The 14,546-nt window shown below is 64.3% G+C and carries 10 protein-coding genes; 7 read left to right on the forward strand and 3 right to left on the reverse strand.

Annotated elements, in window-relative coordinates:
- Positions 1 to 41 precede the first annotated feature (41 nt).
- The gene (locus tag ACHMW6_RS27990; protein ID WP_395401833.1) at positions 42 to 755 is read left to right on the forward strand and encodes a DUF6445 family protein; all 714 of its coding nucleotides are present in this window, start codon (positions 42 to 44) and stop codon (positions 753 to 755) included.
- A 66-nt stretch (positions 756 to 821) separates the two neighbouring features.
- Here the strand turns inward: ACHMW6_RS27990 and lpdA are convergent, their stop codons facing one another.
- The 3 genes from lpdA to aceE are packed head-to-tail and all read right to left on the reverse strand — an operon-like array spanning position 822 to position 6,991.
- Positions 822 to 2,606, reverse strand: coding sequence for a dihydrolipoyl dehydrogenase (lpdA, locus tag ACHMW6_RS27995; protein WP_395401835.1), 1,785 nt, complete (start codon positions 2,604 to 2,606; stop codon positions 822 to 824).
- Positions 2,607 to 2,618: 12 nt separating this feature from the next.
- Positions 2,619 to 4,271, reverse strand: coding sequence for a dihydrolipoyllysine-residue acetyltransferase (gene aceF / locus ACHMW6_RS28000; protein ID WP_395401837.1), 1,653 nt, complete (start codon positions 4,269 to 4,271; stop codon positions 2,619 to 2,621).
- Between the two features lie 23 nt (positions 4,272 to 4,294).
- Positions 4,295 to 6,991, reverse strand: coding sequence for a pyruvate dehydrogenase (acetyl-transferring), homodimeric type (aceE, locus tag ACHMW6_RS28005; protein WP_395401839.1), 2,697 nt, complete (start codon positions 6,989 to 6,991; stop codon positions 4,295 to 4,297).
- A 267-nt stretch (positions 6,992 to 7,258) separates the two neighbouring features.
- Here aceE and dgoD point away from each other — a divergent pair, with 267 nt between their 5' ends.
- The 6 genes from dgoD to ACHMW6_RS28035 all read left to right on the forward strand — a co-directional run bounded on the left by dgoD (position 7,259) and on the right by ACHMW6_RS28035 (position 14,541).
- Positions 7,259 to 8,407, forward strand: a complete 1,149-nt coding sequence (gene dgoD, locus ACHMW6_RS28010) for a galactonate dehydratase (RefSeq protein ID WP_395401841.1) — start codon at positions 7,259 to 7,261, stop codon at positions 8,405 to 8,407.
- Entirely contained in the window at positions 8,401 to 9,366 is a 966-nt protein-coding gene (locus ACHMW6_RS28015; protein ID WP_395401843.1) for a 2-dehydro-3-deoxygalactonokinase, read from the forward strand. The genes dgoD and ACHMW6_RS28015 overlap by 7 nt, the downstream gene beginning before the upstream one ends.
- Positions 9,367 to 9,371: 5 nt before the next feature.
- Positions 9,372 to 10,007, forward strand: a complete 636-nt coding sequence (locus ACHMW6_RS28020; RefSeq protein WP_395401845.1) for a 2-dehydro-3-deoxy-6-phosphogalactonate aldolase — start codon at positions 9,372 to 9,374, stop codon at positions 10,005 to 10,007.
- 2 nt (positions 10,008 to 10,009) lie between these two features.
- On the forward strand, positions 10,010 to 12,496 hold the full coding sequence (locus tag ACHMW6_RS28025) for a beta-galactosidase (RefSeq protein WP_395401847.1): 2,487 nt from the start codon (positions 10,010 to 10,012) through the stop codon (positions 12,494 to 12,496).
- Between the two features lie 92 nt (positions 12,497 to 12,588).
- On the forward strand, positions 12,589 to 13,524 hold the full coding sequence (locus tag ACHMW6_RS28030; RefSeq protein WP_395401849.1) for an SMP-30/gluconolactonase/LRE family protein: 936 nt from the start codon (positions 12,589 to 12,591) through the stop codon (positions 13,522 to 13,524).
- A gap of 84 nt (positions 13,525 to 13,608) precedes the next feature.
- Entirely contained in the window at positions 13,609 to 14,541 is a 933-nt protein-coding gene (locus ACHMW6_RS28035; RefSeq protein ID WP_395408731.1) for an arabinose ABC transporter substrate-binding protein, read from the forward strand.
- Positions 14,542 to 14,546: the final 5 nt, after the last annotated feature.

Consider the following 14,546-nt stretch of genomic DNA (forward strand, 5'->3'; position numbering starts at 1 on the left):
ACGTGTAACATTTCGTGCCTGACCCCAATCTGGAGAGCTGCATGTTCAATCCACGACCTGTAATACGCAAAGCCTCGCTCGGCGCCGGCGGCTTTTGCCTTGTCGTGGAGGACTTCTTCAGCGATCCGTGGCAGATGGTGCAGGCGGCTGCGGACCGGCGGGCGGCCTTCGTGGCCGCGCCTGTCAATTGCTATCCCGGGATCGAACAGGCGATGCCGCCGGATTTCGACCGTCGGTTGCATGAGCACTTTACGGAGCATTTGCTGCCGGCGTTCGATGGCGCGCAGTTGCTGGGGATGGCCACGCGCATGTCACTGGTCACGCTGAAGCCGGAGGAGCTGATGCCGCAGCAGCGCATCTGCCATCGCGACGCACGTTCGTGTCCGCCGGGCGAAGGCGCTGTTGCGTCTGTGATGTACCTGTTTGAGGATGCGCGCATGGGAGGCACCAGCTTCTATCGCCCCTTGCGCCATCCGGACGAAATCGACTTCCTTCTGTACCAGGCGCGCATGATGGATAACGATGCCTTCAGCCGCGTGATCGGCGCCCAGCCTTGCTATTTCAATGGCGATGGACGCTACTTCGAGAAAATTTGCACCGTGCCGGCAGCCTTCAACCGCGCCATTTTCTACGATGCGACGGTCTTCCATTCCGGCCAGATCGATGCGCCGGAGCTGCTGGATGCCGACCCCGCACGCGGACGTTTAACGATCAACGCATTCCTGCGTTACAGCATAAAAAAACCCGAGGCGTAACCCTGGTGTCTGCCACATCGTGGCAGACACCTGTTTTTGGCCTCGGGTTTTCGGTGACGCTAGAGCTTACTTCTTGCGTGGCGGAGGCAAATCGGTGCAAACGCCTTCGTAGACTTCCGCCGCCATGCCGATCGATTCGCCCAGCGTCGGGTGCGGGTGAATCGTGCGGCCGATGTCGACGCCGTCTGCGCCCATCTCGATCGCCAGGGCGATCTCGCCGATCATATCGCCGGCGTGGGTGCCGACGATGGTGCCGCCGATGATGCGGTGGGTTTCAGCGTCGAACAGCAGCTTGGTGAAGCCTTCCGCGCGGCCATTGGCGACCGCACGGCCGCTCGCTGCCCACGGGAAGTGGCCCTTCTCGACCTTGATGCCCTTGGCCTTGGCTTCGTCTTCGGTCACGCCAACCCATGCCACTTCCGGATCGGTGTAGGCGACGGACGGGATCACCGTAGCGTCAAAGTGTGCCTTCTCGCCATGCGCGGCTTCCGCTGCCACGTGGCCTTCGTGTACGGCCTTGTGCGCCAGCATGGGCTGGCCGACCACGTCGCCGATGGCGAAGATATGCGGCACATTGGTGCGCATCTGGCTGTCGACGTTGATGAAGCCGCGATCGGTGACGATCACGCCGGCCTTGTCGGCGGCGATCTTCTTGCCGTTCGGGCTGCGGCCAACGGCCACCAGCACCATGTCGTAGATTTGCGGTTCAGGTGCAGCAACACCCGGTTCGGCAGCTTCGAAGGTAACCTTGATCCCTTCCGGCAGCGCTTCCACGCCAACGGTCTTGGTCTTGGTCATGACCTTGTCGAATCGCTCCTGGTTGTACTTCTGCCAGATCTTCACTGCGTCGCGGTCCGCGCCCTGCATCAGGCCGTCCATCATTTCGACCACGTCGATGCGCGCGCCGAAGGTGGAGTAGACGGTGGCCATTTCCAGGCCGATGATGCCGCCGCCGATGACCAGCATCTTTTTCGGCATGAAGCGCAGTTCCAGCGCGCCGGTCGAGTCCACGATGCGCGGATCTTCAGGCACGAAGGGCAGCTTCACGACGGAGGAACCGGCAGCGATGATGGCCTGCTTGAACTGCACGACTTTCTTCGTGCCGTCGGCAGCCGTCACTTCGATGTGGTTCGGGCTCACGAACTGGCCCACGCCCTGCACGATGCTGACCTTGCGCGCCTTGGCCATGCCGGCCAGGCCGCCGGTCATATTGCCGATCACGCCTTCCTTGTACTTGCGTACCTGGTCGATATCGATCTGCGGCTTGGCGAAGGTCACGCCGGTCTTGGCCATGTGGCTGGTCTCGTCGATCACCGACGCTACGTGCAGCAGGGCTTTGGACGGGATGCAGCCTACGTTCAGGCACACGCCGCCCAGCGTCGCGTACTTCTCGACGATCACGGTGTTCATGCCCAGGTCCGCGGCGCGGAAGGCTGCCGAGTAGCCGCCAGGACCGCCGCCCAGGACCATCATGTCGCAGGTGACGTCAACCTGGCCGGTGTAGCCGCCGGCAACCGGCGCCACCGCAGGCGCGGCGGCCGGAGCAGGTGCAGCGGCAGGCGTCGGAGCAGCCGCCGGGGCAGGAGCCGCGGCCGGTGCAGCAGCAGCGCCAGCGCCTGCGCTCTCTTCGAGCATCAGCAGCGCCGAGCCTTCGCTCACCTTGTCGCCCACCTTGATCTTCAGTTCCTTGATCACGCCAGCGTGGGTCGATGGGATCTCCATGGAAGCCTTGTCGGATTCCACAGTCGCCAACGACTGGTCCACCTTGACGGTATCGCCAACCTTGACCAGCAGCTCGATAACTTCAACATCCTTGAAGTCGCCAATATTCGGTACTTTTACCTCGATCATTTGGCGGCCTCCTTACAGCAGGATCTTGCGCATATCGGCCAGCACTTCCGCCAGGTACACGGCGAAGCGTGCACCGGAAGCGCCATCGATCACACGGTGGTCGTAGGACAGCGACAGCGTCATCATCAGGCGCGGCACGAACTGCTTGCCGTCCCAGACTGGCTTCATCTGCGACTTGGACAGGCCCAGGATCGCCACTTCAGGCGCATTCACGATAGGCGTGAAGTGCGAACCGCCGATGCCGCCCAGCGAGGAAATGGTGAAAGTCGCGCCCTGCATGTCGGTCGGCTTCAGTTTGCCTTCGCGTGCGGCCAGCGACAGTTCGGTCATCTCTTTCGCGATCTGCGTCACAGACTTCTGGTCGGCGTTCTTCACCACCGGCACCACCAGGCCATTCGGCGTATCGGCGGCGAAGCCCACGTTGTAGAACTTCTTCAGGATCAGGTTCTCGCCCTTCTCGTCCAGCGACGAGTTGAAGGCCGGGTATTTCTTCAGCGCGGCGACCGATGCCTTGATCACGAAGGCCAGCATGGTCAGCTTCACTGCATCCTTGATCTTCGCGTTGGCGGCGTTGGACGATACACGGAATTCTTCCAGCTCGGTGATGTCCGCGTCTTCGAACTGCGTCACGTGCGGGATCATTACCCAGTTGCGGTGCAGGTTCGGGCCGGAGATCTTCTTGATGCGCGGCAGCGGCTGCAACTCGGTTTCGCCGAACTTGCTGAAGTCCAGCGACGGCCATGGCAGCAGGTTCATGCCTGCACCGCCACCGGCTGGAGCTGCGGCGCCTGCCGGAGCGGCGGTCGCACCGGTCATCACGCCCTTGACGAAGTTCTGCACGTCCTGCTGGGTCACGCGGCCTTTCGGACCGGTGCCTGGCACCTTGGTCACTTCCACGCCCAGTTCGCGGGCGAACTTGCGCACCGACGGAGATGCGTGGGCCAGCTTGCCGGTCACGCCTGGCGCGGCAGGAGCGGCGGCAGGTGCGGCGGCCGGAGCCGGCGCCGCAGCGGGAGCCGCGGAGGCTACGGCTGCAGGCGCCGGAGCGGCGGCAGCAGGAGCTGCGGCGGGTGCGCCGCCCACTGCGTCCACGATCAGCACGATCGAGCCTTCAGCGACCTTGTCGCCAACCTTGACCTTCACTTCCTTCACCACGCCGGCGTGGGAAGACGGAATTTCCATGGAAGCCTTGTCGGATTCCACCGTGATCAGGGACTGGTCCTTGGCGATGGTGTCGCCCGGCTTGACCATCACTTCGATCACTTCCACTTCCTTGAAGTCGCCGATATCCGGCACCTTCACCTCGACCGGGCCGGCGGAGGCCGCAGCGGCAGCAGGCGCCGCAGCGGCGGCCGGAGCCGGCGCAGCGGCAGCCGCAGGGGCCGGCGCCGCGGCCGGGGCAGCAGCTGCCGGAGCAGCGGCAGCGCCGGCGGCTTCAACGATCAGCAGCAGCGAGCCTTCGGCGACCTTGTCGCCCACCTTGACCTTGATTTCCTTGATCACACCAGCCTGCGACGAAGGAATCTCCATCGACGCCTTGTCCGACTCGACGGTCACCAGCGACTGATCGACCTTGATCGTGTCGCCCACCTTGACCATCACTTCAATGACTTCAACCTCCTTGAAGTCGCCGATATCCGGGACTTTAACTTCAACCATGCTCATGGGATTTGCTCCGTATATTTTCGTTATTGGGTCACCGGATTAGGCTTGTTCGGGTTGATGCCGTACTTCTTGATTGCTTCTTCAACCACGGACATCGCGATCTTGCCTTCGTCAGCCAGCGAGCGCAGCGCAGCAACCGTGATGTAGTAACGGTTCACTTCGAAGAACTCGCGCAGCTTGGCGCGGCTGTCGGAACGGCCGAAGCCATCGGTGCCCAGCACCTTGTAGGTGCGGCCTTTCGGCATATACGGGCGAATCTGTTCAGCGAACGAACGCATGTAGTCGGTGGTCGCCACGATCGGGCCGGTCGTGTTCTGCAGCAGCGAGGTCACGTACGGTACGCGCTGTTCGGCGGTCGGGTTGACCATGTTCCAGCGCTCGCAGTCGATGCCTTCGCGCGCCACCAGGGTCAGGGAAGGAGCGGACCACACGTCGGCCGCCACGTTCCAGTCGTTCTTCAGCAGTTCGGCAGCGAAGATGGACTCGCGCAGGATGGTGCCGGAGCCGACCAGCTGCACACGCTCCTTGGCCTTCTTGTCGCCTTCCTGCAGCAGGTACATACCCTTCAGGATGCCCTCCTCCTGGCCCGGCTTCAGGCCCGGGTGGGAGTAGTTCTCGTTCATGATGGTGATGTAGTAGAAGATGTCTTCCTGCTCACCCACCATGCGGCGCAGGCCGTCATGGATGATCACAGCCAGTTCGTGGCCGAAGGTCGGGTCGTAAGGAACGCAGTTCGGGATGGTGGCAGCCATGATGTGGCTGTGGCCATCTTCGTGCTGCAGGCCTTCGCCGTTCAGCGTGGTACGGCCGGCGGTACCGCCCATCAGGAAGCCGCGTGCACGCATATCGCCTGCCGCCCATGCCAGGTCGCCCACGCGCTGCAGGCCGAACATCGAGTAGTAGGTGTAGAACGGGATCATCACGCGGTTGTTGGTCGAGTACGAGGTCGCCGCAGCGATCCACGAGCTCATGCCGCCCGCTTCGTTAATGCCTTCCTGCAGGATCTGGCCGGCCTTGTCTTCGCGGTAGTACATCACCTGGTCCTTGTCGACCGGCTCGTACAACTGGCCCTGCTGGTTGAAGATGCCGATCTGGCGGAACAGGCCTTCCATACCGAAGGTACGGGACTCGTCAACCAGGATAGGCACGATGCGCTGGCCCAGCGACTGGTCGCGCAGCAGCGCGGTGATGATACGCACGTAAGCCTGGGTGGTGGAGATCTCGCGGCCTTCCGGGGTCGCTTCCAGCACGGCCTTGAAGGCGTCCAGCGCCGGCACGACCAGCTTCTCGTCGGCCTGCTGGCGGCGGGCCGGCAGGTAGCCGCCCAGCGCGGCGCGGCGCTCGTGCAGGTATTTGATTTCAGGCGCGTCGTCGGACGGCTTGAAGAACGGGATCTCGGCCAGCTTGTCGTCCGGGATAGGGATGTTGAAGCGGTCGCGCATTTCGCGGATGGCCTCGTCGTCCAGCTTCTTGGTCTGGTGCGCGGTGTTGCGCGCTTCGCCGGACTTGCCCATGCCGTAGCCCTTGACCGTCTTTACCAGCAGCACGGTCGGCTTGCCCACGGATTCGTTGGCCTGTTTGAACGCAGCGTAGATCTTGTGCGGATCGTGGCCGCCGCGGGTCAGGCGCCAGATGTCGTCGTCGGACATATTGGCCACCATTTCCAGCAGCTTCGGATGCTTGCCGAAGAAGTGCTTGCGCACAAAGGCGCCATCCTTGGCCTTGTAATTCTGGTATTCGCCGTCGACGGTTTCCATCATCACGCGCTGCAGGATGCCTTCCTTGTCCTTGGCCAGCAGGTTGTCCCAGCCCGGGCCCCAGATGACCTTGATGACGTTCCAGCCGGCGCCGCGGAAGTCCGCTTCCAGCTCCTGGATGATCTTGCCGTTGCCGCGCACCGGACCGTCCAGGCGCTGCAGGTTGCAGTTGACGACGATGACCAGGTTGTCCAGCTTTTCGCGCGAAGCCATGCCGATCGCGCCCATCGATTCCGGCTCGTCCATTTCGCCGTCGCCGCAGAAGGCCCAGACCTTGCGGCCGGTGGTGTCGGCGATGGAGCGTGCGTGCAGGTACTTCAGGAAGCGCGCCTGGTAGATCGCCATCAGCGGGCCCAGGCCCATGGAGACGGTCGGGAACTGCCAGAAGTCCGGCATCAGTTTCGGGTGCGGATAGGAGGACAGGCCGTTGCCGTCCACTTCGCGGCGGAAGTTCAGCAACTGGTCTTCGGTCAGGCGGCCTTCCAGGAAGGCGCGCGCGTAGATACCGGGCGAGGAGTGGCCCTGGATGTACAGCAGGTCGCCGCCGTGGGTTTCGGATGGAGCTTTCCAGAAGTGGTTGAAGCCGATGCCCAGCATGTTCGCCAGCGAGGCGAAGGAAGACAGGTGGCCACCCAGGTCGCCGTCGGCACGGTTGGCCTTAACGACCATGGCCATGGCGTTCCAGCGCATCCAGGAGCGCAGGCGTTCTTCGTATTCGAGGTTGCCCGGGCAGTGGGCTTCGAGGTGGGCGGGGATGGTGTTGACGTAGGCGGTATTTGCGGAGAACGGGATATCGGCGCCGCGGCGGCGGGCCAGATCAACCAGGCGTTCCATCAGGTAGTGGGCACGATCCGGGCCTTCTGCTTCCAGAACCGCTTCCAGTGCATCCAGCCATTCCTTCGTTTCTTGCGCGTCAGGATCGTTGGCGGTTTGTGCCGTGACCTGGTCTAGTTGAGCTGACATGTATCTCGTCTCCTATCAGATTAAAGTGCCCGACGGCTTCCGCCCGGACTATGCTGGGTGATTATTTACTAAGACTTTGGCTAAGTGTGGTGATTCTATCAGCGAATTCTCCATTTTTCAAAATATAAAAACGCTTTTCATAATGTGATAAATGCCACTGCGGCTACATATTCCTGATTCATATAGTTACCTCAGTTTGTTTCATATTTGTGGCGTAGCTCACTCCTCTAAACTCTAGGTTGTCTGATAACCATCGCTTAGGCCATCATGCGCATCACCAAACTGACCACTTACCGCGTACCACCCCGCTGGATGTTCCTCAAAATCGAGACCGACGAAGGCATCGTCGGCTGGGGCGAGCCCGTGATCGAGGGCCGCGCCCGCACCGTTGAAACGGCCGTGCAGGAGTTCGAAGAACTGCTCATCGGCCAGGACCCGATGCGCATCAACGACCTGTGGCAGGTGATGTACCGCGGCAGCTTCTATCGCGGCGGCGCCATCCTGATGAGCGCAATGGCCGGCATCGATCAGGCCCTGTGGGATATCAAGGGCAAGGCCCTCGGCGTGCCGGTGTGGCAGCTGCTGGGCGGCCTGGTGCGCGACAAGATGCGCGCCTACAGCTGGGTGGGCGGCGACCGTCCGGCGGACATCATCAACGATATGAACAAGCTGCGCGAAGGCGGCATTAATACGTTCAAGATGAATGGCTGCGATGAATTGGGCATGATCGACAATTCGAAAAAGATTGATGCCGCCGTGGCGCGCATTGCCGAGATCCGCGAAGCCTTCGGCGGCGAGGTCGAATTCGGCATCGACTTCCACGGCCGCGTGGCTGCACCGATGGCCAAGGTCCTGCTCAAGGAGCTGGAGCCTCACCGCCCGCTGTTCGTGGAAGAGCCGGTGCTGGCCGAGCAGGCGGAGTACTACCCGCGCCTGGCCGAACACACCGCCATCCCGCTGGCAGCGGGTGAACGCATGTTCTCACGATTCGAATTCAAGCGCGTGCTGGAGCAGGGTGGCATCGCCATCCTGCAGCCGGACCTGTCCCACGCGGGCGGCATTACCGAATGCTTCAAGGTGGCCAGCATGGCCGAAGCCTACGACGTGGCGTTTGCCCCGCACTGCCCGCTCGGCCCTGTCGCGCTGGCGGCCTGCCTGGCGGTGGACTTTGTCTCCTACAACGCCGTGCTGCAGGAGCAGAGCATGGGCATCCACTACAACAAGGGCGCCGAGCTGCTGGACTACGTCTTCAACAAGGAAGACTTCCGCATCGAGGATGGCTACTTCTCGCCGCTGCCGAAGCCGGGCCTGGGCGTTGAAGTGGATGAGGAACGCATCATCGCCGCCAGCAAGAATTCCTCCGACTGGCGCAACCCGCTCTGGCGTCACGCCGACGGCAGCGTGGCCGAATGGTGACCGGCGCTGCGCAACTCATCGGCGCGGACTGGGGCTCCACCGGCCTGCGCCTGTTCCTGATCGGCGCCGGCGGCGCAGTGCTGGACACGCGCGCCAGCGCGCAAGGCAGCACGGCCATGAACGGCTCGGCCGACGCCTACCGCGCGGCGCTCGAATCGCTGGCCGGCGACTGGCTGTCCGCCGCGCCGGACCTGCCGCTGGTCGTGTGCGGCATGGCCGGCAGCAAGCATGGCTGGCATGAAATCCCCTACGCAACCTGCCCGGTTGAAACCGATAATCTGCTCGCCTCCACCGCGCCGCTGCCGCCGCTGGGTGCGCGCAAGATGGCCATCGTTCCCGGCCTGCTGTACGCGCCGGCAACTGCCGCGCCGGACGTCATGCGCGGTGAAGAAACCCAGATCGCCGGCGCGCTCGCCCTGCATCCCGAACTGGCCGAGCAAGCCTGCATCGTCATGCCGGGCACCCACTCGAAGTGGGCCCGCTTGCGCGACAACACCGTGCTTTCCTTCGCCACGCACATGACCGGCGAGCTGTACGCCCTGCTCAACCAGCATTCGGTGCTGAACCGCCTGATGCAGCCGAGCGCTGAACCGCAGCAGGAAGCCTTCGAACAAGGCGTGCGCACAGCACGCGACGACGAACACGCCAATCTGGGGCACCATCTGTTCGCTGTGCGCACGCTCGGCCTCACTGAGCGGCTGCACCCGGAAGCGCTGGCCGATTACATGTCCGGCCTGCTGATCGGCCACGAACTGCGCGCCGGCCTCGCATGGCGCGCGCAAGCCGGATTGCAGCAAGCCCCGCTGGTCCTGATCGGCGAACCCAAACTGTGCGACCGCTATGCGCAGGCGCTGGCAGTATTTGGCGTAACGCCGGACCACATTTTCGAAAACACCGCTCCCGCCGGACTGTGGGCACTCGCCCAGCGCGCCGGCCTGCTGCGCCCGACACAGGAGTAAAGAACATGTCCAATATCCGCGCCGACCTCGATCGCGCCTTTGAAGCGCTGCCGCTGGTGGCCATCCTGCGCGGCGTGCAGCCGCATGAAGTGGAAGCCATCGCCAAGGCCGTGTACGAGGAAGGCTTCCGCATCATCGAAGTGCCCCTGAATTCCCCGCGCGCCCTGGATTCGATCCGCTTGCTCAGCAGAAGCCTGCCGGCGGACGCGGTTCTCGGCGCCGGCACGGTGCTGAGCGTGAACGCCGTCGATGAAGTGCAGGCCGCCGGCGGCCGCATTATCGTGATGCCGCATGCGGACGTGGAAGTGATCAGGGCCGCAAAGGCCAACGGCATGGCTTGCGTACCCGGCGTCGCCACCCCGACCGAAGCCTTCGCCGCCCTGCATGCCGGCGCCGATGCGCTCAAGCTCTTCCCCGCTGAACTGATTACGCCCGCCATCATGAAGGCCATGCGCGCGGTGCTGCCGAAGGAAACGCGCCTGCTGCCGGTGGGCGGGGTAACGCCGGACAATATGGAACCCTTCCGCGAAGCCGGCGCCGCCGGTTTCGGCCTCGGCTCCGCGCTCTACGCGCCTGGCATCGACGCCGCCGAAGCCGGCGCCCGCGCCCGCCGCTTCGTGCAAGCCTGGCGCCGCGCCTGACAATGCGGGCCGCGCTGCTGGCCGCCGCGCTCAGCGCGGCATTCGCCCATGCCGAAGTGCTGAAGGTCGACGCCAGCGCGCCCGCCGCCGCGCCGAAGACGGGCACCATCCAGACCGGCAGCAGCGTCTCCCCGCGCGGCGAAAAACTGGGCATCAACAGCCAATACCTGACGAAGAACGGCCAGCCCTGGCTGCCCGTCGCCGGCGAATTCCATTACTCGCGCGTTCCCGCCGAACGCTGGGAAGCGGAACTGCGCAAGATGAAGTCCGCCGGCGTGGACATCGTCACCAGCTACATCATCTGGAGCCACCACGAGGAAATCGAAGGCAGATTCGACTGGTCCGGCAACCGCGACCTGCACCGCTTCGTGCAGCTGGCGCACAAGGCGGGCCTCGGCTTCGTGGCGCGCGTCGGCCCCTGGGCGCATGCGGAAGTGCGCTATGGCGGCGTTCCGGACTGGGTGGTCAATGCCATGCCCACCCGCAGCGACGATCCGCAATACCTGCACTACGTCGAACGCTTCTACAACGAGATCGGCAAGCAGCTGAAAGGCCAGCTGTGGAAACAGGGCGGTCCCGTGATCGCCGTGCAGATCGAGAATGAATACAACCTCATTGGCCCGGGCAAGGGCGAAGGCCATATCGCGAAGCTGAAGGAGCTTGCGCTGAAGGCCGGATTGGACGTGCCTCTGTACACAGTGACGGGCTGGGACCACACGGTCTATCCATCCGGCGCCGTCACGCCGGTGTTCGGCGGCTATCCCGATGTCCCCTGGGGCGCCAGCGAGAAGAAGTCGGGCCCCAAGGAGACTTACGCTTTCCGCTTCGGCACGCGCGTGAGCGGCGACCTCGGCGCCCAGACCAAGGGCACGGTGCTGGGCGCAGCCGAAACGGATATGGACAGCACGCCCTTCCTCGGCGCGGAATATGGCGCCGGCCTGCCTGCCATGTACCGCCGCCGCACGCTGGTGTCGCCGGACGATATCGCGTCCATGCTGCCGGTGCAGCTGGGTTCCGGCCTGAACATGGTGGGCTACTATATGTTCCATGGCGGCCGCAATCCGCTCGGCCTCGGCGGCACCACGATGGAAGAGAGCACGCTGAGCGGCGGCTATAACGACACGCCCGCCATCAACTACGATTTCAATGCGCCCCTCGGCCCGGATGGTCAGCAGCGCCCCGTGCTGGCGCGGCTGCGTCCCTTCCACCACTTCCTGCAGGACTTCGGCGCGCGCCTCGCGCCGATGACCGTGCGCAAGCCGGACGTCACGCCGGCCACGCTCAAGGACCTGGTTACGCCGCGCTGGTCCTTCCGCGGCCAGGGCGAGCGTGGCTTCGTCTTCATGAGCAATCATGTGCGCCAGTATCCGATGGCCGTGCAGCGCGGCGTGCAGTTCGACATCAAACTACCCGGCGGCAGCCTGCGCTTCCCGCAGCAGCCTTTCGATGTGGCCGATGGCGCTTACTTTATCTGGCCGGTGAATTTCGATCTCGACGGCACGCGGCTGGAATATGCGACCGCACAGCCGGTCGCGCGGCTCGATGCGGGCAAGGAAGGCATCGTCTACGTGTTCAGCGCCAGCGCCGGCATTCCGGTCGAGATGTCGCTGGAGCCCGCGGCTGCGGCCTGGCTGGAAGCACAAGGCGGCGCCTCCGGCGTATCCGGCGTCGCCACCAGTACAAGCGGGCCGCGCATCGCGGCGGGCGCCGAGCGCGTCGTATTGAGCGGCATCGCGCCCGGTGCGGCGGCCGCATTCACCCTGCGCAAGCCATCCGCGCGGCCGGTGTCGGTCCTCGTGCTGACGCCCGAGCAGACCGCGCAACTGGCGATCGGCGACTTCGCCGGCCAGCGCCGCCTCGTGCTCAGCGCCCAGCAGCCCTACTTCGCCGACGGCAAACTCGAACTGCGCGCCGCCGGCCAGCCGCGCTTCCGTTTCGCCGTCTACCCTGCCCTGCCCACAGCGCCCAAAGCAGGTGCAAAGGTCACGCCGGCTGGCCACGATGGCCTGTTCCAGGTCTACGAAGCGGCCATGCCCCAGCAGACGATCGAAGCCAGCGTAACGCCGCTGCGCCCCGCCCAGCCGATGCCGCCGCCGGTGCGCGGCGGGAACGCGAAAGCTGCGATGCAGCCCATCCCCGAAGCCTGGTCGCGCGCCGCCGCCTGGCGCGTCAAGCTTTGGGGGGCCGCGCCGGCAGGCCTGGATGCAGCGCTGCTGGACATCGACTTCACCGGCGACATTGCCCGTCTCCACAACGGCACCCGCTGGCTGGACGACTGGTACTACAACGGCCAGCGCTGGCAGTACGATCTTGGCGCCGCCCGCCTCGGCCCCGGCGCAGAGCTGACCGTCACCGTCCTCCCGCTGCGGGCGGATACGCCCATCTATCTGCCCGAACAAGCCCTGCCCAACTTCGCCGGTCAGCCGCAAGTAGCGTCCATCGGCAAAGTCAGCGTCATCCCCGTCTACAAGCTGTCTGTCGGCCCCTGATATACCAATTTGGCATACATTATCAAACAAATCACATAAGTCTGATATGTCACTTATGTGTAAAGTGAACAAAACAAAGAAGGGAGACAACCGTGAGTGATGTGATGACGCTTGCCGTCGAACAGCGCGCGCAACTGGGCGAAGGCCTGCTGTGGGACGCCCGCACCAGCCGCTGGTGGTGGACCGATATCGAATCCGCCACGATCCATTCCTGGACCGACGGCGAACCCGGCCCCTACACCTACCGCGTGCCGGACCGCACCGGCTCCATGGCCCTGTGCAAGTCCGGCCGCATCCTGCTCGGCACCGCCAAGCAGCTCAGCTTTGCCGGCCCGCCCAATGGTAGCAACCCGGAGGGCGCGCCGTTGCAGCCGGTGCGCGCCGCCGTGCCGGTGGACGCCATCGAGCCGCGCACCCGCGTCAACGATGGCCGCACGGACCGCAGCGGCAACTTCGTTTTCGGCACGCTGAATGAAGCGGCCGAGAAGCGCCCCATCGGCAGCTTCTACCAGTACTCGCTGGCGCACGGCCTGCGCCGCCTGGCCCTGCCTTCGGTCGCCATCGCCAACAGCACCTGCTTCAGCCCCGATGGCAGGACGATGTACTTCACCGACACCACCACACGCCGCATCATGCAGTGCGACTATGACGCCGATTCAGGCCGCGTCGCCAATGTGCGCCTGTTCGTGGAAACCGATCTGCCCAACGCCTGGCCGGACGGCTCGGTCATCGACCGCAACGGCTGCCTGTGGAATGCGCAATGGGGCGCCGCCCGCGTGGTGCAGTACTCGCCGCAAGGCCAATTGATGCGCAGTTTCAGCCTGCCCGCGAAGAATCCGACCTGCCCCGCTTTCGGCGGCGCGAACCTGGACCAGCTGATGGTCACCACCGCCCGCGTGGAAAACACCCGCTCCGAACTGGAGCAGATGCCGCTGTCCGGCAGCCTGTTCACCATCAATGTCGGCGAAGCGCTCGGCATCGTGGACGCGCTGTTCAACGATGACGGCCTTGAATCACCAGCAAAATAACCATATCGAGACATCATGAAGACACTGACCGCACGCCGCCGCCTGCTGGCAGCAGCAGCCATCGCCTGCACGCTGGGAGTGGGCATGGGCATGGCCCACGCCGCCGAACCCGTGAAGATCGGCTTCCTCGTCAAGCAGGCCGAGGAACCCTGGTTCCAGGACGAATGGCGCTACGCCGAACAGGCGGCCAGGGAAAAGGGCTTCACCCTGGTGAAGATCGGCGTGCCGAACGGCGAGAAGACGCTGGCGGCGATCGACAACCTGGCCGCGCAAAAGGCGCAGGGCTTCGTGATCTGCGCGCCCGATGTGAAGCTGGGCACCGCGATCTCGCGCGCCGCCAAGCGCAATAACCTGAAGATCATGTCCGTCGACGACCAGCTGGTGGACGGCGCCGGCAAGCCGATTCCGACCATTCCGCACATGGGCATTTCCGGCTACGACATCGGCCAGCAGGTCGGCAAGGCGCTGGCAGAAGAAATAAGGAAGCGCGGCTGGAAGATGGAAGAAGTGGGGGCCCTGCGCATTGCCTACGACCAGCTGCCGACCGCGAAAGCCCGCACCATGGGCGCCGCCGACGCGCTGAAGGCCGCCGGCCTGCCTGCCGCCAATGTGGTCGATGCCCCGCAAGCCAAGACCGACACCGAAAACGCCTACAACGCCGCCAACGTGGCGCTGACCAAGAACGCGAAATTCAAGCACTGGGTCGCCTTCGGCCTGAACGACGAGGCTGCACTGGGCGCCGTGCGCGCAGGCGAAGGCCGCGGCCTGAAGGCCGACAGCATGGTCGCTGTCGGTATCGGCGGCAGCAAGTCGGCACTGAACGAATTCGCCAAGCCGGGCCAGACGGGCTTCTTCGGCTCCGTGCTGATCAGCCCGAAGCGCCACGGCTATGAAACCGCGCTGAATATGTATGACTGGATTGTCGCCAACAAGCAGCCGCCAATGCAGACCCTGACCACCGGCATCCTGATGACGCGCACCAACCAGCAGCAGGTGCGCACCGAATTCGGCCTGTAACACGG

The sequence above is a fragment of the Pseudoduganella sp. UC29_106 genome (assembly GCF_044055365.1).
Classification (GTDB): Bacteria; Pseudomonadota; Gammaproteobacteria; order Burkholderiales; family Burkholderiaceae_D; genus Rugamonas.